The following is a 23706-nucleotide window of genomic DNA, read 5'->3' as shown; positions in this document are numbered from 1 at the left end:
CATTCCTGCGAGTTTTTATAACCCAGGCTATTCTCGCAGGAGTACTTTGGAAATCAACAGGATCTTTATGAAGATATTCCTTTAAAGAAAACATCAAAACTCATCAAAAGTTGTGTAATAAGATCATCTTCGCCTCCACCAAGACACCAGTGGGTTAATACACCAATAAACATTTGAATAGTTAAGTCTGCCAGTGTTTCAGGGGATAATTTTTGTGTAAATTCCCCCGTTTCTTGTCCATGCTTAAAAATTGGAATCAATAAAGCACGAAGATTATTCATATTATCTATGTGATTATTTAAATTATTAGCACTTGAGAGAGTTGCCATTAAAGTTGCTCTTCTTAATGACCTTGTATAGTTTAAATTATGTACGATATTAATTAACGAAGAGAGTAGTTTAGGTACTACTGGACTTGTGATATTCATAAATTTTTCAGCTTCTGAATAAATTGAAATTCTTTCGAAATCCTCTATGACTGCCTCTTTTGTCGGAAAATAATTAAAAAAAGTACCCTTAGAAACTCCAGCTAATTTCACAATATCTTCAACCTTTGTCGACTCATATCCGTTTTCCGAAAATAATTTGAAAGCAGCGTTTGTTATAGCTAATTTAGTTTGTCTTTTCTTTTCTTCCCTTCCCAACTTTATTCACTCCATTTCTTACAATAACGTTATTATTAATTCTACTATAAATAACTGTTTAAAAAGTAATTATTGTTTTAATTATACGTATTAAGAAAAACAGACAGCTATTATTGATATGCTCCCAATTAGGTAGACAGATGAAATTAAAAAATTCATCTTATCTAATTGGGGGCATTTTTGTATGGCCTTTTATAAACATCCCAAAGAATTAATGTTATCTATTGTTCATTTATATCAAGACACTAGCGTCGCATTAAAATAGCTTAGGTTTCAATTTGAGTCTGAATTTTCTGTAATTATATTTCTCCATAAAAAAATCCTTTATAATGGTTTGGCGGTAGTAACCAATCCAAATCCAACATAAGGGACAAACACATGGATAAGATACCATATAAAACATCAATTAAACACACTTGCACCTGAAGATTAGTCAATAAGATGTTGATATTTCATACATAATAAAATAGTATGAAAAAAATGAAATTTATTCACTAGTTAAGATATGATACAAAAAAAACGCTACGAAATCAAAGTTTGGGTAGACACAAAACTCCAAGAAATGTTATTCAACAATCGGGCGCGTTTATGGAGTAATGCTGGAAGAAAATGTTCAAACTTTTTTATAAAAACTAAACTTAAAAACGCAAGAGAAGAATCCATTTTGATCAATCTTTTTTCAAAATGGATTCTTCTTATTAATCATAAAATAAGGATTTACGAGGTGTTTTGCTCAAACTTTATTTCAAAGCTACATATATACAAATAAGAAGTTTGATTATATATAATCAAACTCAAAACCTCTAAATATAAGGTCTAGTTTTATTTTATTATACTATTCACCCTATATTAGGACGCGGTTAGGTAGCTATTTTCTATTGAGTTTTCTTCCATTCATTTGCGAGCATGCCATATACAACATGGTCGACAAAGTGGTCGTATAGCCATTCTGCCGATCGAATTGTGCCTTCTTTTACAAAACCTAGACGTTCTGGGATAGCTCGACTTTTTATATTACCCACTGCAGCACGGATTTCAACTTTATTGAACTGAAGCTCTTCAAATGCATACTGACATAAAGCTTGCACAGTTGTTGTCATGATGCCATGACCTTGTACATCATTACTTAACCAGTAGCCGATATAAACGGTTTCATTGGCATGGTTTATGTAGTTGAAACCAGCAATACCCACAGTTTTTCCGTTAAATATAATAACCGTGGAAAGGCATTTCTTCTCATTGAATCCTGTGATACAGCTCTCGATATAATTACGAGTATGCTCTTCTTTTGTCGTCATATCGAGCCAAGGAAGCCACTCGCGTAAAGTACTTCTCGATGCCTCCGTTATAGCAAAAACTGCTTCTGCATCCTCTACTGTTACAGTGCGTAGGGATAATTTGTCATCAATCCATATGTGCATCTCATCTGCCCCTTTTCATTAAAATTCGAGATTAGTTCCCATACAACAAGATTGAAATTAATCGGTGAGTCATTATAACAACGGATTTAAGAACGTTTTAAGGGAGAATGCTCTATTTGGTGAAGAAAACATCAGTAGTTCATAATTGAACCTTTATTTACCATAAAAGGATGTTTCTTTATTGTAATTCATTCTATTATGTAATATCAATTATAGACCGAAAGAATGATAATGTTTTTACGGTTTAATAGTGGACTTGCTACTGTGCAATTATCAATGATATAGGACATCTTTAAAAAGGTGTGTTCGGTATAACTTTGATTTAGCTGAAATTTGTCTATTTTTCGACAATTTAAGATGTATTTCGATTAAAGTTGTATTAGAATAATAGTATAACAATTGATATCTTCAAAGTTTAAAAGTAAAAGCTTAGAAAATAGGTTCTGTGAGGGAAAATATTTCGAAGATGAAAGTATTTTGCACGATGTAACGAAGACTGAAAATTATGGGGAGAACAGAGATGGCGTATATAAAGAAGGGAACAAAAGAGTTTAATAAAGCGAACTGGGCATTATTTTTAGCAGGTTTTATTACGTTTGCAAATTTGTATGTGTCGCAACCATTATTGCCGACATTTTCAGAGGAGTTTAACGTATCGCCCGCAGTAGCTAGTTTATCTTTATCGGTGACAACATTTGCACTAGCCGTAAGCATGATTATAGTGGGCTCATTATCGGAATCTTGGGGGAGAAAACCGTTAATGACTATTTCGATTTTTGCAGCATCGGTTATTACGCTAGCACTCGCATTTTCACCAAACTTTGAAACGATTCTTGGATTGCGTGTAATTCAGGGTGTCGTATTCGCTGGTTTACCTGCAATCGCGATGGCGTATTTAGGAGAAGAAATTGATCCACCAAGCTTAGGCATTGCAATGGGTTTATACATAAGCGGTAACTCAGTAGGGGGACTGAGTGGTCGCGTCATTATCGGAACATTTACTGATTTATATAGTTGGAAAGTAGGTATGATTGTCCTTGGTATTTTAAGTATCATTATTAGTGTGATGTTTGTCTTAATGCTACCGAAATCCAAACATTTTACACCACGACCTTTGCAATTAATAGCGTTAACCAAATCACTCGTTGAGCACTTAAAAGACCCATCCATGCTATGTCTTTTTGGCATTAGCTTTGTCTTAATGGGGAGTTTCGTGACATTGTATAACTATATAGGCTTTAAGTTAATGGCGCCTCCTTACAATTTGAGCGCAGCGATTGTTGGCTGGATTTTTGTGATCTATTTAGTCGGCACGTTTAGCTCGGCTTGGTTTGGTAGTTTGGCTGATAAATATGGAAGGCAGAGAATGCTGTTACTTGCCATTGGTATTATGCTAATGGGTGCCATCATTACGCTAAACGGCTATTTGATCATGAAAGTTTTAGGTATTACTGTATTTACATTTGGCTTTTTTGCGGCTCATTCGATTGCCAGTGGCTGGGTAAGTAAACGTGCCACACACGCTAAGGCGCAAGCGTCATCATTATATTTGTTCTTCTATTATTTTGGTTCGAGTGTTGGGGGAACAGTAGGGGGCGTATTTTGGATGCAATATGGATGGATAGGCGTCATTTCTATGATTACGATCTGTTTACTTATAGCATGTACTCTGACATATATATTAAAGGGGATTGTAGCAAAGAATCCATTAGTATCTAGTCATTAAAAAGGAGTGAGCGACATGTGGAAAATGTCGCTCACTTCTTTTTTTAACCCATAATATTGTAACCAGCATCAATGTAAATCGTTTCCCCAGTGACACCACGTGAAAGGTGGGAAAGCATCACGATTGTCATATCTGCTACTTCATCTTGTTGAACATTGCGTTTTAAAGGCGCAGTTTCTTCAATTTTGTGCAAGATTGTATTGAATGAAGGGACACCTTTTGCAGCTAGTGTACGAATGGCACCCGCTGAAATGGCATTGACACGAATATTGTCTTTACCGATATCTGCAGCTAAATAACGCATTGAAGCTTCTAATGCAGCTTTTGCCACACCCATCACATTGTAGCCATCAAGTACACGTTCAGCACCTAAGTAACTCATTGTGACAATGGATCCGCCTTCTGTCATATACGGATGTGCGGCTTTTGCAGTTGAAATGAGTGAGTACGCACTTGTATCTTGTGCAAACGCATAGCCGTCACGTGTTGTTTCTAAGAAGCGATTGTGTAAATCCTCAGCATTGGCAAATGCAACTGAGTGCACAATACCGTGGATGACGCCAACTTTTTCTCCGATTTCATCGAAAGCTGCTTTTGTACTTTCATCGCTGTTCACGTCGCATTGTACAATGAGTGTACCTTGTTGTCCATAGTTTTCAAGTTGCTTTTGTAATTTTTTTAGTGAGCGCTCTTGACGGTAAGTGAAGATTACATTTGCACCAACATCAAATAAACGTTTGGCAATCCCCCAAGCAATACTTCTGTCATTTGCAACGCCCATCACGACGATATTTTTATCTTTTAATTGTAATAGATTATCCATCATTTATAGTATCCCCTTTTGAAATGATATCTGTTATTAGTACCAACTACTAAAATCTTATCATATATAAATTATGGATGCAATAACAACATAAAAAAGACGATGCACAAGTGGCTCGTCTTTTAGGTTGTTATTTATGAGGACGGTATATAGGCATCGCTCAACATTGGTGGTGGCTCGCTCAACTATGGCAGTAAGTCGCTCATGTTCAGTCTTGACTCGCTCAACTATGGCAGTAAGTCGCTCATGTTCAGTCTTGGTTCGCTCAACTAAAGAAGTATGTCGCTCAAGTTCAGCCTTGGTTTGCTCAACTATGGCAGTAAGTCGCTCATGTTCAGTCTTGGTTCGCTCAACTAAGGAAGTATGTCGCTCAAGTTCAGCCTTGGTTTGCTCAACTAAGGAAGTAGGTCGCTCAGGTTCAGCCTTGAGACACTCAACCTCACCCTTAAGTTACTTCATTAAAAAGTGAATTTTCTTATTTTGTGTTTAAATGTGTATTATAAATATCCAATGCTTGATAAAATGCGTCATTCACTGTTACCCTAAAACAGTTTTTTGAACGAATGGACTGTGCAATTTTCTTGATTACTCGCGTTTGATCCATATGAAAGATTGCATCGTTGGTTGTGAAGTCTTTACTGCTGTGAGTAAGAAAGTATTCTTGCTTGATATTACGATGTAAAATATCGTCCATGTCGTCGGTATTCAATAAATTGTATATCCAAAGGTTGACGGCTTTACTAAATTGGAATGCTGAAATATAAAATAAATCATCGTTATTCATCTTTATTATCTTGTGAAAAATATGAAATTTTTCAAGTTCTTCCGCTAAGAAAGTATTGATAGAATAATGAATGGCTTTTGAAGGGCTAAGGATAAGATTATTCTGATGGGATTTCATAAGAAGCCAGTTATTTAATACAACAGCCCATGTATCTATTTTATTTAAACATGTTGGATGGACATCATGTAAAACAGTTTTCCAGTTTGTCACGAGTTGTTTAAATTGATCTAAATGATTTTGCTGAATATTGTATAAGCTATGATCGATTTCTAATTGATTGAACAGAATAATTCCTCCTATGTAATTCTATATCTCTAGAACAAAAGGAATATAAATCCTAAGTAAATCCTATATGTAAAAATTGCTAATTAAGAAGGCACCCTAAGAAAGGATGCCTTGCTAATTTTATGTGTAGCTGTATAAAGATTACTCGAATTTTAAAGAGTCGCCATCAAAAGTTTCGTCTGCCACTTTGATAGAATCAGTTGGGCAACCTTCGAAAGCGTCTTGCATGTCTTCTAATAGATCTTCTGGAACTTCAGTAGTCCCCATGTTATCATCTAAAATAACGAAGGCAATTCCTTCATCATCATAATCATAAATGTCTGGTGCCGCTGCTCCGCAAGCGCCACATGCGATACATGTATCTTTATCGACAATTGTGTATTTAGCCATTTCTTTCTCTCCTTTTAAGATGTTCCTACGAAAGCTTCATACTCATTCTAAAGATGTTTAACTCACTTTTCAACATAATCCTATTAAATTGGAGGAATTTGCGTCAATGTTTCAGCAAATCTTATTGCAAATTTTTCAGAAATTGAATAATGAACGTACTGTTTCAGCTGCATATCATCTACTACGGGGGAAGCGTTCAGGCCAGACAATTCAAGATGTTGGGCTGTTTCAGTTGCATGCATATTTTGGTTTATTGCCTAAATTAACACGTGCCACATTCGATTCAGAGGTAACTACTTTTATGCAATATAGTTGGTTAGATTTGCAACAATCCGGTCACTATTGCTTGAAAAAGCTTGGTTTACAGCGAGCGGAACAAACACCTGAATTTTTATTTGATGGTTGGCATTACCGGGGGAATGAGCATGTGTTTTTTGCAAGATTATCGTTGGTTGTACAGAGTTTATCCTATCAACGCGCCGATATTCGTTCATTTTCGCCAATTAGTAAAGACCCGCATGTGCAGGCATGGGTTAGATCATTTTTACTCAATCATTCTTACCAATCAGGGCAGTTACAGCAACAGTTATTGAATGAGTGCCAGCAAGTATTGGCCACTATTCAAGTGTGTAATACGAATAAACAGCTTGTGTTATACCGCTTGAGTGGGAATGGTGTGCCAGGGTGGACTTGGCAACAGCTTGCTAGTGAAAGAAAGGAAACGGTATTAGATAGCCAATTAGCATTTATTGAAGTATTACATACGTTATTAAATGAAGTGTATACCACAAATGCCTATCCACTGTTAGGTAAAATTGCGGAGGGCTTGCGGGTAAAGGCGTTGCTAACAGATTCAGCGCAGCAAACCGCACATTTATATGAACAAGGTTACTCGCTTGAGCAAATTGTACAAATGAGACGTTTAAAACAAAGCACTATAGAAGATCATTTAGTTGAAATTGCGATGAATGAGCCGAACTTTTCTATCGGCCCCTTCGTCTCATATATAGATGCTGAAAAAGTTTGGCAAGCATCGAAGCAACTACAAACAAAAAAATTAAAAGCATTACATGAAGCTGTTGAAGGCATGAGTTACTTTCAATTGCGATTAATCCTTGCTAAAGGGGAGGTATAGCCATGCAATTAGAACAAACTTTAGCACAGTATTTTGGTTACACTTCGTTTCGACCGGGGCAAAAAGAGGTGATTGAAGCTATAATTGAGGGGCAAGATGTAATTGCCCTATTGCCAACTGGGATGGGGAAATCGCTCTGTTACCAGTTACCTGGTTATATTTTTTCAAAGCCTGTCCTCATTGTTTCGCCATTACTTTCTTTAATGCAGGATCAGGTAGAGCAATTGAAGCGTTTAGGAGAAAAAAGAGTGGTCGCCTTAAATTCTTTTTTATCAGCGGATGAAAAACGTTATGCGCTTCATTTTTTAGAGCAGTATCGTTTTATTTTCACATCGCCAGAGATGTTGTTACAGCAGCAGGTACAAGAGAAATTGTTGCGAATGGAGCTTAGCCTAATTGTGGTGGATGAGGCGCATTGTATTTCACAGTGGGGCTTTGATTTTCGACCTGATTATTTACGAATTGGCGAGTGGTTTTCGCAAGCTAAGCGTCCACCAGTACTGGCTTTATCAGCGACTGCAACAGACAAAGTATTAACTGATATTCGTTCAACGTTATCATTACATACACCATTTGAATTTATTTATAATGTGGATCGTCCGAATATTCATTTGGGCCGTGTAACCTTTGAAGATAAAGCAGATAAGGCGAATTGGATCATGCATCATATACAAAAAACAGCAGGACCTGGTATTTTGTATATGTCCTCCAGGAAACGTGCTGAGCAATATAGTGAAACGTTAAAGCAAACGGGTATTCGAGCGGCAGCTTATCATGCGGGATTTGGAGCAGAGGATCGTCAGTTTATTCAGCAACAATTTTTAGATGGGGAGCTCGACTGGATTGTGGCGACTAATGCATTTGGCATGGGCATAAATAAGGCAGATATTCGACAAGTTATTCATGAATCGATGCCTTCAACTGTAGCGAATTATATGCAAGAAATTGGTCGTGCGGGACGAGATGGTAAACCTGCACTCGCGACGCTACTTTATAGCGATGGTGATGAAGAACTGGCTAAATTTGTGTCAACAGGGGATTTACCGGCTGCCATTCATGTTGACCGTTATCAAGAACTAGCTATGCAAAGTATCCACCCGTCACAAATGCTAAAAAACGGAGAGGTTGGAGAGACAGCTTTCCGCGTTCTTGATTATTGGATGAAAGAGGAGCCTGTAGACCAGGTGAAAATACGTTTAAATAACTTAGCACTCGAAAAATATCAATCAATCTATGAAATGCAAAAAATTGCGGAGACAAAAGAGTGTATGCGTCGACATTTAGTAGGGTATTTCGGTCAAAATTTACGAGAGAATCCTGAAAATTGTTGTGAAAATTGTGGAATTGAATACAATGAAATTATTAATGAACGAACAGAAGTTGAACAAAAAGTAGAAATGGTATCTTGGGAGATTCGGTTAAAACAGTTACTAATCGGCTTGTAGACAAATAACTACAGTCATTTACTTTTTTCGTAAAGTTCGTCATAATAATATGAAAGAATGGAAGTAAAGTTGGAGGGTAAGACGAATGAGTAAAGAAGACTATCGTGATAAAATCGAAGAACATCGCCAGTCATTTGAAGAAGAAACAGATCAAACAGCATTGTCTAGAGCTTCACGTTTGAGTCGAAATGGCGGCAATTTAAAAAAGCAACAGAAAACGAAACGTAAAATACCACTAATGACGATTTTATTTATTATTTTTATATTGATTCCATCAACGATATTAATTTATTTCTTGGCGTTCTATGAGCCTGGAAAGTCGATTGAGGAAGCGGAGAAAGATACGTCTGGATCACAAGTTGAAATTGAGAACCCAGGCGATAAACCTGATGGCAAAGTAACAGCAGATAAAAATGAAAAAGAAGAAAAAGAAGAAAAAGCAAAAAAAGAAGATAAAGAGAACGCAAAAGCAACAGAGCAATCAAAAAAAGATGCTGAAATGCTAGCTGCTAAGGAAAAAGCGGCACTTGAAGCGAAAAAGGCAGAGGAAGCACGTAAAGCAGAGGAAGCAGCAGCAGCCAAGAGAGCTGAAGAAGCGAGAAAAGCAGAGGAAGCACGTAAAGCTGCAGAAGCCAAAAAAGCACAAGAGGAAGCAGCTGCGAAATTAAAGACACATACTGTAAAAGAGAATGAAAACTTATATCGTATTGCCTTAAATTATTATGGCGATGGCAGTGAAGCAACGTTAGCAAAAATTCGTTCGGCAAATGGCATGTCTTCTGATTCTCTTCAGGTAGGGCAAGTGATTAAGTTACCATAAGTATAGCGAGTATTATGGCATTTACATGAAGTTTTTCTAGTATAAAATAATCGACATACGTCAACAACAAGTAATATTGAATTGTATGTCTAATTTGGCAAAGAGACGATACTTCATGGGAATGTATCGTCTTTTTGCTTTCGTTAAGGAGGAGTGCAGGAATGATTTATGTTGGAGTATTTTTAGTAATTGCACTAGCATTCCTACTCTATATGTGGAAAGTAGCACATGAAAACAATGTGCTGAATCACCAATTGAAATTGGTTGGTAAACGAGAAGAAATTCGCTTGTTTTTTATTTCTGACACGCATTTACGTAAAATTAATCGTGATATGATTAAGTCGATACAAGGTTCTTTTGATGCAGTAATTATTGGGGGAGATTTTGCTGATAGCAGAACACCTATTGAACGCATTCATGACAATTTAGACTTATTAACACCACTTGGACCTACTTATTTTGTCTGGGGCAATAATGATCGCGAAGTTGGAGAGAATCGGCTTCGAGGTATTTTGCTTGAGCATGGTGTACAAATAATAGCAAATGATGCAGTGTTATTACAAAATAAGAAAAATCGTTTTTGGCTAAGTGCCATAGAAGATACGTCGACAATGAAATATAGCTTTGAGGCTGCTTTTGAAAAAGTTGATGAAGAAGATCTTGTCGTCTTTATTTCACATAATCCGGGTGTTTTTGCTCGTGTACGTGCTAAGTTTAGAGCTGATTTAATGATTGGTGGGCATTTACATGGTGGGCAAATCCGCGTAGGTCCTTATGGTGTCCATCCAAACGGTTCGTATAGGGAACGTGATGGCGTCATGACACTAGTAAGTAATGGTTATGGTACAACATTGTTACCACTTCGTTTAGGTGCAAAGCCACAATGTCATATTATTGACATTGATATAGCGGGTAAATAAACAACTATAACTGTATAAAGGGCGTATAATGGTAGCTATAGTCTTTCTTTAGAATTAAAAGGAGTGTCAAATAATGCAACAAGTAGATGCAATTATTGTAGGCGGAGGCCCATGTGGGTTAGCAGCAGCAATATCTTTGCAAAACATTGGCTTAAACCCAATAGTTATTGAAAAAGGAAATATCGTAAATGCCATTTATCATTATCCAACGCACCAAACATTTTTTAGTACGAGTGAACGATTAGCGATTGGAGATGTACCGTTTATTATTGAAGAACGTAAGCCAAAACGTAATCAGGCACTTGTTTACTATCGCGAAGTAGTACGTTTGAAAAATATTCAAGTAAATCGTTTTGAAGAAGTAAGTAGTGTCGTGAAAAGTGGCGAATCTTTTACAGTAACGACCAGTAAAGATGTGTATGAAACACCGTATGTCGTGATTGCGACAGGTTACTACGATCATCCGAATTATTTAAACTTACCAGGCGAGGACTTGCCAAAAGTCCATCACTACTTTAAAGAAGCACACGAATTTTTTGATGCGGATGTATTAGTAATCGGCGGGAAAAATTCTGCGATTGATGCTGCTTTGGAGCTAAATAAAGCTGGGGCACGTGTGACTGTGGTATATCGTGGTAGTGAGTATTCACCAAGCATTAAACCTTGGGTATTACCAGAGTTTGAAGGTGTCGTACGTAACGGTGAAGTGACGATGTATTTCAACACGAATGTCAAAGAAATTCGTGAACATGAGGTTGTACTTGATATAGATGGTCGTGAAGAAATTTTGAAAAATGACTTCGTTTTTGCAATGACTGGCTATCATCCAGATCATGCCTTTATCCGTGCAATGGGAGTGACGATTGATGAAGAATCTGGTCGTCCATTCTGTGAGCCAAAAACGATGGAGACGAATGTGACAGGTTTATTCATAGCAGGGGTCATTGCAGCAGGGAATAATGCAAACGAGATTTTCATTGAAAATGGACGTTTCCACGGGGATTGTATTGCGAAAGCTATTGCAGAAAGAAAATAAGACTGCTGGCTGTATGAGCACTAGATGCTGATACAGCTTTTTTCATATGGGGACACCAAATGGGTATAAATAGAAAATTATTTGTCGCCAAAAGTAGGGAATGCTATTCGATAATGTTTGTTGATTGGAGCGGAAATCAAACCTACGTTATGGTGAATTAAAAGGGGAAATGTATGTTGGCTTTGTTGTACTGGTTATTAAGTTATGGTGTCGGAAACTTTATGACAGCTTTTTTCGTTGGAAAAGTATATAACGTTAATTTGCAAGAGAAACGCAGTAAAAACTTAGGAGCGAGAAATGCGGGAAGTGTCATCGGTAAAGCTGCCTTTACATGGACGTTATTAGGGGATTTATTAAAAGGTATACTGGTTGTCGTGTTAGGGCGTTACTTACAACTTGAGGAATGGGTAATTGTGGGAGGGGCATGCTTTGTTATTCTGGGACATTTATTTCCAGTTTGGCTTAAGTTTAATGGTGGTAAAGGTGTAGCGACCTTTGTTGGTGTGGGGCTCGTCTTATCGCCTGAGTTATTTTTGTTCATGGTCATTGGTACGGTATTAACAGCCCTTGTTACAAGAAGTTTAACACTTGGAATGCTAGGTGGCTTTTTCTTCTATACGAGCGCTATTATCATTTCAGGGCAGTTACAGACATATATACTGTTATTATTGGCTATTGTATTGATGCTTATTAAACATAAATCAAATATTCAAGAATCTTTAGATAGAAAGAAGTGAGTGGATGTATTGGTGTAAAATTGCACAAACACAAGCTGAATTTGATGCCATTGCAAAGTTGAATTATGCTACTTTTATAGAGGAAATACCACAACATGAACCAAATGAATCAAAACGAAAAATAGACCGTTTTCACTCGGAGAATACATACTTAGTTGTTTATAAAGAAACTGAATTAGTTGGTATGTTAGCGTTTCGTGATCAGCGACCCTTTTCAATTGATGAAAAAATCGGAGCTGTCGAGAATTATTTAGAGGAAGAGGTTTGTGAAAAACTTTGTGAAATACGTTTACTTGCAGTGAGGAAGGAATACCGGACAGGGCGGGTATTCTTAAAGTTAGCTCAAGCTTTATATAGTTTTGCATATGAAAAGGGTTATTCTGCAGCGGTTATTTCTGGTACGACTCGTGAGGAAAAAATGTACAAGCAAATGGGCTTTACACAATTTGCACCAGCAGTTGGAGCAGAAGAAGCGAGATTTCTGCCAATGGTACTAACTAGACCGCAGTTTGAACGGACTTTGCAACAGCGTTTAGCGAAGGAGAGTTCTACGTTTTATCCTGGTCCAGTGAAGCAACTAGAGGATCTTGCATATTCAGATATTTCACACCGTTCCCTAACGTTTCAGGCACTGTTTCAACGAATGAGAAAAGGACTTTTACAAATTTCACAGGCGAATTATGTAGCCACGTTAGTTGGGACAGGGACACTTGCTAATGATGTGTTACTTGGGCAATTAAAAGGTCAAAGATTAGGGCGTGGCATTATTTTATCCAATGGAGAATTTGGTGAACGAATAATTGAGCAAGCAAAGCAATGGGATTTAACTTTTGATACGGTACAAAATGTCTGGGGTCATCCATTTGATCCAACTATCATTCAAGAACGTTTACAATCTGGACTTTACAATTGGTTGTTGTTTGTTCATGGGGAAACTTCGACGGGGACATGTAATGATATGGAGTTGCTTGTAAGTCTGACGAAAGAATATGACGTGAAGCTATGTGCTGACTGCATTAGCACTTTTGGTGCAATGCCGTTTTCTCTTGAGAACTGTTATTTAGCAACAGCCGTAAGTGGAAAAGCGATTGGGGCTATGAGTGGTTTAGCGTTTGTTTTTTCACAAGGGCTTGCTGAACCTTCGACATTACCAGTTTACGTTAACTTAGCCAATTACCAACGTGAGACCGTACCATTTACGATGCCAACAGCACTTGTCGCGAATATTGAAAAAGCGCTACAAGCATATCCTGAAAGATTCGGACTATTACAGGAGCGTTTTCAATCACTACAGCAACTATCGGTTGTGGAAAAATATCAATTACAGACGTCGCCTTATCCGATGATTGTCACTCTAAATTTACCGGAAGCATATCGAAATCTTTGCATGGATTTAAAGCTTAATGGATTGTATTTACATGGGGATAGCATTTATCTACGTCAGAAAAATTTTATGCAGATAGCTATAATTCAGCCTGGTTTTGAATCGGCATTCAAGCAAATTAAAGAGATTGTTTTTTATTATGAACAAGTAGTCGGAATATAAAAAGGGACTTTTCCTAAAAGAAAAGATAGTCTTTTGAGAGTATTGCAATCCTTTTGATATACAGGTAAAAATACGCATAGACTCCTGCGGGAAAAGCACGAAAAGTAAGACGCAACAAATCGCGCGTAGCGAGGGTTGCGTCTTACGCTATGCCCGCGGAAAGCGAAGCGGATTTTTACCATATAGAAAAGTAGTTGTTTTGCTTAAAGAGACTTATAGTAATTAAGAAAAGAAATTTTTTAGATCAACTGAGTCATCTACCTGATTGAGACCAATTAATAATTTTAAACGAGCTTTTTGACCGTTTATGCCTGTGGCAAAGAGTGCACCTAGATCTTCAAGCATTTTACCGCCGCCCACGTAGCCATATACGCCTTCTGCAATCCCGTTAAAGCAGCGTGATACAAGCACGACGGGAATGTCTCGTTCAAGCAAAGTTTCAATTCCTTTGACGACAGCGGGAGGCACATTGCCTTGTCCAAGCCCTTCTAAGACAACGCCGTCATAGTGACAAGCAAGTACAACATCCAATAAATCCTCTTCCATACCAGCGTATATTTTTAGCATTGCTACGCGTTTAGATAAATCTTGTAACTCTACATATTGACGACGTAATGGGCCGTGGTGGAATAAAATACGAGATTTTGTAATAAGTCCAACAGGTCCATATTGAGGAGATTGGAAAGTATTTACTGAACTAGTACTTGTCTTCGTTGTATTTACGGCAAGATGAACTTCATCATTCATCACAACAAGTACACCTTTTCCACACGCTTCGTCATCTACAGCGACGCGTACAGCTTCTACTAGATTGTAGACACCATCTGCACCTAATTCATTTGATGAGCGCATAGCGCCGGTTAACACAATCGGTATATGTAAATTTGTTGTAAGTTCTAAAAAATACGCAGTTTCTTCTAATGTATCAGTGCCGTGGGTGATGACAACACCATCAATGTGCTCAGTCGATGCTTTTTCTACAATTAAATTACGCAATATTAGCATTTCATTTGGTGTAATATGTGGAGAAGGAAGGTTGAAAGCCTCTATCTCGATAATCTTAGCAATTGATGCAAGGGCATTACTTTCTTTCATTAGAGGGTTTTCTTTATTTGGTAACACCGCACCTTCTTCGCTCATCGCCATAGAAATCGTACCGCCTGTATGGATTAATAAAATTGTTTTTTTCATAAAATATATACTCCTTTTCAAATTTTCTTGGTCTTTACATGGTATAATATTTAGAGTCTATTGTTGAAAGGGGCCGGCAACATGATCATCCTTTTATCAGCTGCCATTGCTCCCGGTCTAGCGCTATTTAGTTATTTTTATTTGCGCAATCAAATGGCAACGGAGCCAAGAAGAACTTTGGTACAAACGTTTTTATATGGTGCATTTTTAACTTTCCCTATTTTGTTCTTGCAGTATGTGCTGACAGAAGAAGGGGTTTTTCCATATGCTTTTTTACAAAATGTCCTCTTTACGAGTACTCTTGAAGAATTTTTTAAATGGTTTGTTTTATTAATCGCAATCTACAACCATATGGAGTTCGATGATCCTTACGACGGTCTTTTATATGGTGCCAGTATTTCTCTTGGCTTTGCAACGGTTGAGAACGTCTTATATTTACTGTCGTTCGGTCTTGATACGGCATTTATGCGCGCATTATTACCTGTGTCAAGTCATGCATTATTTGGAGTTGTGATGGGTTATTATTTCGGAAAGGCGAAGTTTTCGAAGCTCACAAAAACAAAAGAAATGATTGCAATGGCATTGTGTGCGCCAGTAATTTTGCATATTTTATATAATACAATATTATCATTCAAGGGTCATTGGGTATATTTAATGGTACCTTTTATGATGTTTTTATGGTGGTTCGGTTTGCGTAAAGTAAAACTGGCTCATCATCATCTTGTTCAGCATTTGCATATGCATAAGAAAATATAAAAAGCGTAGAAATCAAAATGGTTTCTGCGCTTTTATTATTAACTTGTAGGAGATATCTCAAAGTTTCACGGAGATATCTCTTTTTCTTATGTAAAAAAAGCGTATAAATTTCTGCAATTGTTTCAAGCTATCTAAAAAAGGAGTGATTGTTGTGCGCTTATTAAGCATAATTTTAAGTTTGGTTTTTGCAATTAGTATCGTCTCAATTCCACAAAACGATGCCTTTGCTTTTTCAGAGCAACAAATATCGCGGGGGGCATATGGAGATGATGTCATTGAATTACAATCTAGATTACAATACTTAGGTTTTTACACAAGCAAAATCGATGGTAAATTTGGCTATAACACGTATTGGGCATTACGAAACTTCCAAGAAAAATTTGGACTTCCTATAGACGGCATAGCTGGTGCAAAAACAAAGAAAGCTTTAGCAGGTAGATCTGATTATGATGAAAAATGGGTGAAGGCTCAACTAAATGCAGGTAATAAGTTCACCTATTATGGTGGAAAGCCACTTGATCAGCAAGTACAGAAAAATCCGAGTGTTGCGAATACGGCCAATAATAATAAAAATAACAATAATAGCGGTGGTGGAGGAGGCGGAAAAAATACGCAACTTCCAGCTAAGTATACGGAGCGAGATTTACAACTTCTTGCTAATGCAGTTTATGGTGAAGCAAGGGGAGAGCCTTATGAAGGGCAAGTTGCCGTTGCGGCCGTAATTTTGAATCGTATCGAGCATCCTGATTTTCCTAATACAGTTTCAGAAGTTATTTTCCAACCACGTGCCTTTACTGCAGTAGCTGACGGGCAAATTTGGTTAGAGCCAAACCAACGCGCAAAAGAAGCGGTAATCGATGCCATGAATGGTTGGGATCCTTCAGAAAATGCTACTTATTATTTTAACCCAAAAACAGCAACAAGTAAGTGGATTTGGTCACGACCACAAATAAAACAAATTGGCGAGCATATTTTCTGCTCGTAGATAGGAGGGATTTTAGATGAGAACGATGCTCGTAATTTTGTCGGCTGCAGTCCTTGGTTTAGGTGTATATAGTTACACTTTGCATAACGACAAGGAAAATCTAGAGCGTACTGTCCATGCACAGTATACAGAAAAATTAACAGATGCTTCTGAAAAATTATCATATTTACAAAGATCAGTGTCACAATCATTATTGTTTAAAGATGATACAGCAGTTCATAACGAACTCGATACAATTTGGCGACTAAGCTCAGATGTGCGTTCATCCATTTCAAATCTGCCAATCGATCAGGAAATGTCGAGTAATTGGTTAGGTTATTTAGGTAGACTCGGTGAAGAAGCAAAGCAAACTGCGAAAACAGGGGACTACGTAGCATGGCGTGAAAAAATGCCGAAAATTTCTTCGAACCTACAAGCATTGTCAGAGGAATGGGCGACAGCAACCACTGATTTTTATAGGCAGGATGGTAAGGTAGATGTATGGATGAATCACGTAGCTAGTAAGGAGCCGAATACTAAATTTGATAATGTGAAAAAGAGCTTGAAGGATTACGGAGAAAGTGATTTCCCACTTACTTTAAGTGAATCCGATTGGCAGAAAAAAGTAGAGCTTAAAGCCTTACAAGATTCACTTATTACAGAAAAAGAAGCGATAGAAAAAGTGAAGACTTTATTCCCAATGATTAAAGATGCAACCTTTACAGTAACGAAAAGTAGTGACACTGCACCGTATCCGTTCTACCATGTTCAATTCCATCAAGGAATCCGTCTCGGCTATGCAGATTTAACCGAAAAAGGTGGGCATTTACTGTCTTATTTAGTGGAACGACCTGTTGATGAGGACAAGCTCTCACAAGATCAAGTTCTTAAAAAAGCAGAAGAGCATTTAAAGAAACTGGATATTACTGATGTGGCATTTGTTGAGTCACGTGAAAATCATTTAGCATGGCATGTAACATTTGCACGCGTTAATCCGAGTGACAATGCATTGATTTATGCTGATGGTGTCCAACTGAAAATCGCAAAAGACACGGGTGAATTACTCGGCGCGAATACAATGGAATATGTTCAGGCAGAGGCGATTAAACCTCAAACGGCAAAACCAATCGATTGGAAAACATATTTCCAAGATGATGTACGTGTTGAAGAAGTGAAAAAAATCTACACAGATAATGGACAATTTGAACAACGCTTATGTTATCAAGTAATTGCAGTTCGCGGTGGAAAAACTTCTGAGACTTTCCGAGTAGTCATTGATGCTGAAAATCATAAAGTACTAAAAGTAGAATATTTATCTTAAAGAAGCAGAAAAAGCTTCCAGATAATATAGCAAAAATTTGTATCTCATGCGATAATGAATTTATATATTTCTTTCGGGGAGATGCGCATGGATATAAAAATTGGTACGTTATTACAATTAGAACCTACTTATAGTAAGCAAATTGAAAAATTCCGCTGTAAAGTTGTCGAGCAAAAAGATAATATCATTTACATTGACTATCCTACGAATGAGAACACAAAGAAAACGGCTTTCTTAGTAGATGGAGCGGAATTTAGAGCAAATTATCAAACGGAAGATAAACAAGCATTTGCTTTTAATACGCAAGTTATAGGGCGTAAAGGTGGCAATATTCCAATGATTATGCTGTCATGTCCAGAAGATTCGGAATTTATTAAAATCCAACGACGTGAGTATGTTCGCGTGGAAACACCTGTAGATGTTGCGCTACGAATGGGTGAACACAAATATCAACTTGTAGCAGAAGACATTAGTGCTGGAGGTTTGGCGCTAATTTTGAATGGCGCATTTTCCTTACAAGATGGAGATGATGTAGAGTTAACGATTGTTTTACCTTTCGCTAACGGGGAGATAAATTATATTGTGACAAATGCTTCCATCATCCGAATTTTTGAAAGAGATACGATGGAAATTGCGACTATTCGTTTAACAAATACAGATGAAATTGATCAACAACATATTGTGCGTTTTTGTTTTGAACGCCAACTAATAAATCGTAGAAAAAACCTGAATCCTTTATAACAGCTTTCAGCACTATTGGATAAAGGTTATGAAGTACCTACAGCTCAAGAAAGTCCTCTGTTTAAAGAGGGCTTTTTGTTATTTCTGTGATACAATATTCTATGATAGAAAGTGGGGAATCGTATGAAAAAAAACATTCAAATTGCTATTGATGGTCCAGCAGGTGCTGGCAAAAGTACAATCGCAAAAATTGTCGCAGAAACACTTGGTTTTACTTATATAGATACAGGTGCAATGTATCGTGCGGTTACGTATAAAGCGTTGAAACAAAACATACATTTAGATGATGAAACAAAATTAGCTGAAATGTTAGCAGTGAGTACGATTGATTTAAAGCCCTCAGAGAAAGGACAACTTGTCTTTTTAGATGGGGAAAATGTGTCTGCTGAAATACGTTCAAATGAAGTAACTTCATCCGTTTCTCAAGTTGCGGCACATGCAAGAGTTCGCGAGCTACTAGTGGCAGAGCAGCAAAAGTTAGCTGCAAATGGCGGTGTAGTCATGGATGGTCGTGATATTGCCACACATGTGTTAAAAGATGCTGAATTAAAAATTTTCATGTCTGCGACAGTAGAAGAGCGTGCGAAACGTCGATTTATCGACAATGAAAAACGTGGTATTAAATCTTCTATTGAGACATTAAAAGAAGAAATTGCGTTACGTGACAAAATGGATAGTGAACGTGAAGCATCACCACTGATTCAAGCAGAAGATGCGTTATTTTTAGACACAACTGATTTATCAATCGATGAAGCGGCTCAAGCTATTTTGAAATTGGCAGAAGAAAAAATGGCTTAAATGCTAAAAATACAGACAATTTTTAGAATTTAAGGATTAATTTTTGTTTTTGTCATCAATATCGAATAAAATAGAAATTGAAGATGCGAAGGAGGGTTACATATGTCTGAAGAAATGAACTATACGGAAAGCAAAACGTTTCAAGAAGGTGATGTCGTAAAAGGTATTGCTGAGAAAGTCGATGAAAAAGCAGTAACTGTTTCAATTCCGGGTGCTCCATTTGATGGAATTGTACCAATTAGTGAGTTATCTAGTCTGCACATTGAAAAAGCTTCTGATGCAATCTCCGTTGGGGATGAATTGGAATTGATGATTACAAAAGTTGAAGAAGAAAACTATGTATTATCAAAGCGTAAAGTTGATGCCTTAAAAGCATGGGACACACTTGAACAACAATTTGTTGCGGAAGAAGTATTTGAAGCAGAAGTTAAGGATATTGTAAAAGGTGGTCTTGTGGTCGATTTAGGAGTACGTGGCTTCGTTCCAGCATCCTTAGTAGAAGATTATTTCGTAGATGATTTTGAAGGCTACAAAGGTCAATCATTATCGTTTAAAATTGTTGAGTTGGATAAAGAGAAAAATCGCTTAATCTTATCTCATCGTGCAGTAGTAGAGGAGGAAAAGGCTTCTCACAAGAAAAATGTGATTAACCAAATTCATCCTGGCGATGTTTTAGATGGTAAAGTGCAACGTATAGCTGCATTTGGTGCGTTTATTGATCTTGGAGGCATCGATGGACTTGTGCATATTTCACAAGTGTCACACGAGCATGTAAGTGATGTAAATGAGGTTTTAGCAGTAGGACAAGACGTAAAGGTAAAAGTTCTTTCTGTTGATCCGGCAAATGAACGTATTTCTTTATCGATTAAAGAAACTCTACCTGGACCATGGGCAAATATCGAAGAGCGTGCAGCAAAAGGTACTGTCCTTGAAGGAAAAGTAAAACGTTTAACATCATTTGGCGCATTTGTGGAAGTATTCCCAGGAGTAGAAGGCTTAGTGCATATTTCACAAATTGCACATAAGCATATCAACACGCCACATGAGGTGTTAAAAGAAGGTCAAACGGTACAAGTGAAGGTGCTTGAAGTAAATGCCGATGAAGGTCGCTTAGCACTTAGTATAAAAGAATTGCTTGAAAATCCTGATGCTGAGGAAATCATTGATTATGAATTACCTGTAGAAACAACAGGTTTCTCGTTCAGTGACGTAATTGGCGATCAACTGAAAAACTTTAAAAATTAATTAATTATTATGAGACGGGGATGTGTAATGTATCCTCGTCTTTTGTTGATTTAAGATTCGGATGAAAAGAAGAGGGGATAATGATTATCACCATAACTTGGGACTAAAATCAACAAGCATTCTAACGTTGTTATCCTCTTTTACCAAAGGTCATCTCCGACTTTTGATGTTGAATCTAATTATTTTAGCTTCATTTTTGACGGAAATTCATGACTAATATTAGCACAAACTATTAATTCAGGAAGCATGGGTGCTATTTCTTATGATATAATGACATTTTTCGTGTATAATAGCGAAAGACAAGAAGTTGGAAGGATGAAGTACAGATGACGAAACCAGTAGTAGCCATCGTAGGTCGTCCGAACGTAGGTAAGTCGACGATTTTTAATCGTATCGTAGGTGAACGTGTATCGATCGTGGAAGATATTCCAGGGGTAACACGTGACCGTATTTATAGTTCGGCAGAGTGGTTAACACATGACTTTAATATTATTGATACAGGCGGAATTGAGATTGGGGACGAGCCGTTTTTAGAACAGATTCGTCAACAAGCTGAGATCGCTATTGATGAAGCAGACGTAATTATTTTCATGACAAATGGTCGTGAAGGTGTAACAGCTGCAGATGAACAAGTTGCAAAAATTTTATACAAAACTAAAAAACCTGTTGTTTTAGCAGTTAACAAAGTAGATAATCCAGACATGCGTGAAATGATTTATGATTTCTACTCACTTGGCTTTGGTGAGCCTTGGCCGATTTCAGGATCTCACGGTATAGGCTTAGGAGATTTATTGGACGAATGTGCAAAGCATTTCCCACAGGATGATGAAGAACAATACGGTGATGAAGTAATTAAATTCTCACTAATTGGTCGCCCGAATGTAGGGAAATCTTCTTTAGTAAATGCCTTTTTAGGTCAGGACCGAGTTATCGTAAGTAATATTGCAGGGACAACTCGTGATGCGATCGATACACCTTATGTATACGATGATCAAGAGTATGTAATTATCGATACAGCGGGTATGCGTAAGAAAGGGAAAGTGTACGAAACAACTGAAAAATATTCTGTGTTACGTGCCTTACGTGCTATCGAACGCTCAGACGTTGTATTAGTTGTCTTGAATGCGGAAGAAGGTATTCAAGAACAAGATAAAAAAATTGCAGGTTATGCACATGAAGCAGGTAAAGCTGTTATTATCGTCGTAAATAAATGGGATGCTATTGAAAAAGACGAAAAAACAATGAACTTCTATACACAACAAATTCGTGAGCATTTCTTATTCCTAGATTACGCGCCAATTATTTTCGTATCAGCAAATACGAAACAACGTGTACATCAAATTTTACCGATTATCCAACGTGTAAGTGAAAACCACGCAATGCGTATTCAATCATCTATCTTAAATGAAGTGATTGAAGATGCTGTAGCGCGTAATCCTGCACCGACAGATAAAGGTCGACGTTTACGTCTATACTATGCAACACAAGTGGCAATCAAGCCGCCAACATTTGTTGTATTCGTAAATGAGACAGAGCTTATGCACTTCTCATACGAACGTTTCTTAGAAAACCGTATTCGTGAAACATTTGACTTTGAAGGTACGCCAATCCGTTTAATTACACGTGCAAGAGCTTAATAAAAGCATAATTTTAATGGAAGTACGTCAACCCGATTATGACGGGGTGGCGTACTTTTAAGCAAAATTTTCGAAAAATTATTTTAAATAAGTTCCTCGTTATAAAAACGAAGGTAACCCACAAAGGGGGATTTTTAGATGGAACGAGTTTGTGTCTTAGGGGCAGGGTCTTGGGGTTCTGCATTAGCGATGGTACTTGCTGAAAACGGGCATGATACACTTATATGGACACATCGAGCTGAGCAAGCAGATGAGATTAATGAATCACATACAAACAGAGCATATTTGCCTGAAACAGTGCTACCTGCAAATTTACGTGCAACTAGTGATATTGCAACAGCCGTTGCTCATTCTGAAACAATTGTTGTAGCCGTACCGACAAAAGCAATTCGTGAAGTATGTGAAAAGATGATGGCGACACTTGATAAGAGAGTGTTGTTTGTCCATGTATCAAAAGGAATTGAGCCTGATTCACTAAAACGTATATCTGAAATTTTAGCAGAAAGTTTACCTGCTGAATTCGTCGAAGAAATTGTTGTCTTATCAGGACCAAGCCATGCGGAGGAAGTTGTACAACATCATCCTACTACGATTACAGCAACATGTGCGAATCTAGCGGCTGCTGAAAAAGTACAAGATTTATTTATGAGTCAATACTTCCGTGTGTATACGAATGAGGATGTCATCGGTGTTGAAATAGGCGGTGCATTGAAAAATGTTATTGCTCTTGCAGCAGGGATTACAGATGGTTTAAATTATGGTGACAATGCGAAGGCAGCGCTTATTACACGAGGACTTGCAGAAATTACCCGTCTTGGTGTGAAAATGGGTGGCAATCCGTTTACATTTTCAGGCTTAACCGGCATGGGTGATTTAATTGTTACATGTACAAGTGTGCATTCCCGTAACTGGCGTGCGGGTAATATGCTAGGTAAAGGCATGAAACAACAAGAAGTGCTTGAGCAAATGGGTATGGTGGTTGAAGGTGTACGTACAACGAAAGCCGCTTATCAATTAGCAGAAAAGTACAATGTGGCGATGCCAATTTCAACGGCACTTTACGGTGTACTCTTTAATGATGTCGAGCCTAAAGAGGCTGTTGATGCTTTAATGATGCGTATGAAAAAACGAGAAATTGATGAAATGATGCAATAATAGTGTTTAGCCTTATGCAATAGTTTTTGCGTCAATACATTAAAGTCTTTCGTCGTAAAATAGACACAAACAGAAGGTCCTAAAAACGGTCCTTCTGTTCTTTTTATATGTAGTGCATAGTATAATATACGTTGGATTACATAACGTTATAGGTTCTGACAGATGTCACAGATTTTGAAAGTGACC

22 protein-coding genes are annotated in these 23706 nt (G+C 37.5%); 16 read left to right on the top strand and 6 right to left on the bottom strand.

The features are described 5' to 3' along the window. Positions 1–65 precede the first annotated feature (65 nt). Together ACIQZG_RS07605 and ACIQZG_RS07600 are read right to left on the bottom strand one after the other, a co-directional pair. Positions 66–644: a TetR/AcrR family transcriptional regulator gene (locus ACIQZG_RS07605; RefSeq protein WP_402754569.1), complete on the bottom strand. Its 579-nt coding sequence runs from the start codon at positions 642–644 to the stop codon at positions 66–68. An 875-nt stretch (positions 645–1519) separates the two neighbouring features. Continuing rightward, the gene (locus ACIQZG_RS07600) at positions 1520–2065 is read right to left on the bottom strand and encodes a GNAT family N-acetyltransferase (RefSeq protein WP_402754568.1); all 546 of its coding nucleotides are present in this window, start codon (positions 2063–2065) and stop codon (positions 1520–1522) included. Between the two features lie 520 nt (positions 2066–2585). Here ACIQZG_RS07600 and ACIQZG_RS07595 point away from each other — a divergent pair. Beyond that, a complete protein-coding gene (locus ACIQZG_RS07595; protein ID WP_402754661.1) occupies positions 2586–3791 on the top strand; it encodes an MFS transporter in 1206 nt (401 codons plus the stop codon). Positions 3792–3834: 43 nt separating this feature from the next. On the opposite strand, the gene ACIQZG_RS07590 is transcribed toward ACIQZG_RS07595, so the two are convergent. The 3 genes from ACIQZG_RS07590 to ACIQZG_RS07580 form a co-directional block, all read right to left on the bottom strand. Beyond that, complete coding sequence (locus ACIQZG_RS07590) at positions 3835–4617, bottom strand: enoyl-ACP reductase FabI (RefSeq protein ID WP_402754567.1); 783 nt, start codon at positions 4615–4617, stop codon at positions 3835–3837. Between the two features lie 472 nt (positions 4618–5089). Continuing rightward, positions 5090–5608 (bottom strand): hypothetical protein, encoded by a 519-nt coding sequence (locus ACIQZG_RS07585; RefSeq protein WP_402754566.1) that lies wholly within the window; start codon positions 5606–5608, stop codon positions 5090–5092. 216 nt (positions 5609–5824) lie between these two features. Continuing rightward, positions 5825–6073 (bottom strand): ferredoxin, encoded by a 249-nt coding sequence (locus ACIQZG_RS07580; protein WP_053584054.1) that lies wholly within the window; start codon positions 6071–6073, stop codon positions 5825–5827. Between the two features lie 106 nt (positions 6074–6179). On the opposite strand from ACIQZG_RS07580, the gene ACIQZG_RS07575 reads away from it, so the two are divergent. The 7 genes from ACIQZG_RS07575 (at position 6180) to ACIQZG_RS07545 (ending at position 13712) form a co-directional block, all read left to right on the top strand. Beyond that, the gene (locus tag ACIQZG_RS07575; protein WP_402754565.1) at positions 6180–7208 is read left to right on the top strand and encodes a YpbB family protein; all 1029 of its coding nucleotides are present in this window, start codon (positions 6180–6182) and stop codon (positions 7206–7208) included. 2 nt (positions 7209–7210) lie between these two features. Then, positions 7211–8653, top strand: coding sequence for a RecQ family ATP-dependent DNA helicase (locus ACIQZG_RS07570; RefSeq protein WP_402754564.1), 1443 nt, complete (start codon positions 7211–7213; stop codon positions 8651–8653). An 85-nt stretch (positions 8654–8738) separates the two neighbouring features. Continuing rightward, positions 8739–9473, top strand: coding sequence for a LysM peptidoglycan-binding domain-containing protein (locus ACIQZG_RS07565; protein ID WP_402754563.1), 735 nt, complete (start codon positions 8739–8741; stop codon positions 9471–9473). Between the two features lie 161 nt (positions 9474–9634). Further along, positions 9635–10393: a metallophosphoesterase gene (locus ACIQZG_RS07560; RefSeq protein ID WP_402754562.1), complete on the top strand. Its 759-nt coding sequence runs from the start codon at positions 9635–9637 to the stop codon at positions 10391–10393. 73 nt (positions 10394–10466) lie between these two features. Continuing rightward, positions 10467–11429, top strand: coding sequence for a YpdA family putative bacillithiol disulfide reductase (locus tag ACIQZG_RS07555; protein ID WP_402754561.1), 963 nt, complete (start codon positions 10467–10469; stop codon positions 11427–11429). A gap of 173 nt (positions 11430–11602) precedes the next feature. Further along, positions 11603–12166 carry a glycerol-3-phosphate acyltransferase gene (locus ACIQZG_RS07550; RefSeq protein WP_402754560.1) on the top strand — a complete coding sequence of 188 codons (564 nt, stop codon included), beginning with the start codon at positions 11603–11605 and terminating at the stop codon, positions 12164–12166. Between the two features lie 4 nt (positions 12167–12170). Beyond that, the gene (locus tag ACIQZG_RS07545) at positions 12171–13712 is read left to right on the top strand and encodes a GNAT family N-acetyltransferase (RefSeq protein WP_402754559.1); all 1542 of its coding nucleotides are present in this window, start codon (positions 12171–12173) and stop codon (positions 13710–13712) included. A gap of 222 nt (positions 13713–13934) precedes the next feature. On the opposite strand, the gene ACIQZG_RS07540 is transcribed toward ACIQZG_RS07545, so the two are convergent. Beyond that, entirely contained in the window at positions 13935–14903 is a 969-nt protein-coding gene (locus ACIQZG_RS07540) for an asparaginase (RefSeq protein WP_402754558.1), read from the bottom strand. 81 nt (positions 14904–14984) lie between these two features. On the opposite strand from ACIQZG_RS07540, the gene prsW reads away from it, so the two are divergent. The 8 genes from prsW to ACIQZG_RS07500 all read left to right on the top strand — a co-directional run bounded on the left by prsW (position 14985) and on the right by ACIQZG_RS07500 (position 23520). Further along, complete coding sequence (gene prsW, locus ACIQZG_RS07535; protein WP_402754557.1) at positions 14985–15659, top strand: glutamic-type intramembrane protease PrsW; 675 nt, start codon at positions 14985–14987, stop codon at positions 15657–15659. Positions 15660–15810: 151 nt separating this feature from the next. Further along, the gene (sleB, locus tag ACIQZG_RS07530) at positions 15811–16644 is read left to right on the top strand and encodes a spore cortex-lytic enzyme (RefSeq protein WP_402754556.1); all 834 of its coding nucleotides are present in this window, start codon (positions 15811–15813) and stop codon (positions 16642–16644) included. A gap of 16 nt (positions 16645–16660) precedes the next feature. Beyond that, the gene (locus ACIQZG_RS07525; RefSeq protein ID WP_402754555.1) at positions 16661–17944 is read left to right on the top strand and encodes a PepSY1/2 domain-containing protein; all 1284 of its coding nucleotides are present in this window, start codon (positions 16661–16663) and stop codon (positions 17942–17944) included. An 87-nt stretch (positions 17945–18031) separates the two neighbouring features. After that, positions 18032–18685: a flagellar brake protein gene (locus ACIQZG_RS07520; protein WP_402754554.1), complete on the top strand. Its 654-nt coding sequence runs from the start codon at positions 18032–18034 to the stop codon at positions 18683–18685. A gap of 123 nt (positions 18686–18808) precedes the next feature. Continuing rightward, entirely contained in the window at positions 18809–19483 is a 675-nt protein-coding gene (gene cmk / locus ACIQZG_RS07515) for a (d)CMP kinase (RefSeq protein ID WP_402754553.1), read from the top strand. 102 nt (positions 19484–19585) lie between these two features. Next, positions 19586–20728, top strand: coding sequence for a 30S ribosomal protein S1 (gene rpsA / locus ACIQZG_RS07510; RefSeq protein WP_402754552.1), 1143 nt, complete (start codon positions 19586–19588; stop codon positions 20726–20728). A 326-nt stretch (positions 20729–21054) separates the two neighbouring features. Further along, complete coding sequence (gene der / locus ACIQZG_RS07505; RefSeq protein ID WP_402754551.1) at positions 21055–22365, top strand: ribosome biogenesis GTPase Der; 1311 nt, start codon at positions 21055–21057, stop codon at positions 22363–22365. 138 nt (positions 22366–22503) lie between these two features. Beyond that, positions 22504–23520: an NAD(P)H-dependent glycerol-3-phosphate dehydrogenase gene (locus ACIQZG_RS07500; RefSeq protein WP_402754550.1), complete on the top strand. Its 1017-nt coding sequence runs from the start codon at positions 22504–22506 to the stop codon at positions 23518–23520. Positions 23521–23706 lie beyond the last annotated feature (186 nt).

It is taken from the genome of Lysinibacillus sp. NPDC096418 (genome assembly GCF_044762775.1).
Classification (GTDB): domain Bacteria; phylum Bacillota; class Bacilli; order Bacillales_A; family Planococcaceae; genus Lysinibacillus.
The sequence above is the reverse complement of the archived record's forward strand: the minus strand, read 5'-3'. Positions and strand labels throughout refer to the sequence as shown.

Bases quoted from the DNA above. Each gene is read 5' to 3' on its own strand.
- ACIQZG_RS07595 (WP_402754661.1), top strand. From the start codon at position 2,586: ATGGCGTATATAAAGAAGGGAACAAAAGAGTTTAATAAAGCGAACTGG.
- ACIQZG_RS07575 (WP_402754565.1), top strand. From the start codon at position 6,180: ATGTTTCAGCAAATCTTATTGCAAATTTTTCAGAAATTGAATAATGAA.
- ACIQZG_RS07570 (WP_402754564.1), top strand. From the start codon at position 7,211: ATGCAATTAGAACAAACTTTAGCACAGTATTTTGGTTACACTTCGTTT.
- ACIQZG_RS07560 (WP_402754562.1), top strand. From the start codon at position 9,635: ATGATTTATGTTGGAGTATTTTTAGTAATTGCACTAGCATTCCTACTC.
- ACIQZG_RS07500 (WP_402754550.1), top strand. From the start codon at position 22,504: ATGGAACGAGTTTGTGTCTTAGGGGCAGGGTCTTGGGGTTCTGCATTA.
- ACIQZG_RS07540 (WP_402754558.1), bottom strand. From the start codon at position 14,903: ATGAAAAAAACAATTTTATTAATCCATACAGGCGGTACGATTTCTATG.
- rpsA (WP_402754552.1), top strand. From the start codon at position 19,586: ATGTCTGAAGAAATGAACTATACGGAAAGCAAAACGTTTCAAGAAGGT.
- ACIQZG_RS07525 (WP_402754555.1), top strand. From the start codon at position 16,661: ATGAGAACGATGCTCGTAATTTTGTCGGCTGCAGTCCTTGGTTTAGGT.
- ACIQZG_RS07520 (WP_402754554.1), top strand. From the start codon at position 18,032: ATGGATATAAAAATTGGTACGTTATTACAATTAGAACCTACTTATAGT.
- ACIQZG_RS07590 (WP_402754567.1), bottom strand. From the start codon at position 4,617: ATGATGGATAATCTATTACAATTAAAAGATAAAAATATCGTCGTGATG.
- ACIQZG_RS07600 (WP_402754568.1), bottom strand. From the start codon at position 2,065: ATGCACATATGGATTGATGACAAATTATCCCTACGCACTGTAACAGTA.
- ACIQZG_RS07580 (WP_053584054.1), bottom strand. From the start codon at position 6,073: ATGGCTAAATACACAATTGTCGATAAAGATACATGTATCGCATGTGGC.
- ACIQZG_RS07565 (WP_402754563.1), top strand. From the start codon at position 8,739: ATGAGTAAAGAAGACTATCGTGATAAAATCGAAGAACATCGCCAGTCA.
- prsW (WP_402754557.1), top strand. From the start codon at position 14,985: ATGATCATCCTTTTATCAGCTGCCATTGCTCCCGGTCTAGCGCTATTT.
- ACIQZG_RS07555 (WP_402754561.1), top strand. From the start codon at position 10,467: ATGCAACAAGTAGATGCAATTATTGTAGGCGGAGGCCCATGTGGGTTA.
- ACIQZG_RS07545 (WP_402754559.1), top strand. From the start codon at position 12,171: ATGTATTGGTGTAAAATTGCACAAACACAAGCTGAATTTGATGCCATT.
- cmk (WP_402754553.1), top strand. From the start codon at position 18,809: ATGAAAAAAAACATTCAAATTGCTATTGATGGTCCAGCAGGTGCTGGC.
- ACIQZG_RS07550 (WP_402754560.1), top strand. From the start codon at position 11,603: ATGTTGGCTTTGTTGTACTGGTTATTAAGTTATGGTGTCGGAAACTTT.
- der (WP_402754551.1), top strand. From the start codon at position 21,055: ATGACGAAACCAGTAGTAGCCATCGTAGGTCGTCCGAACGTAGGTAAG.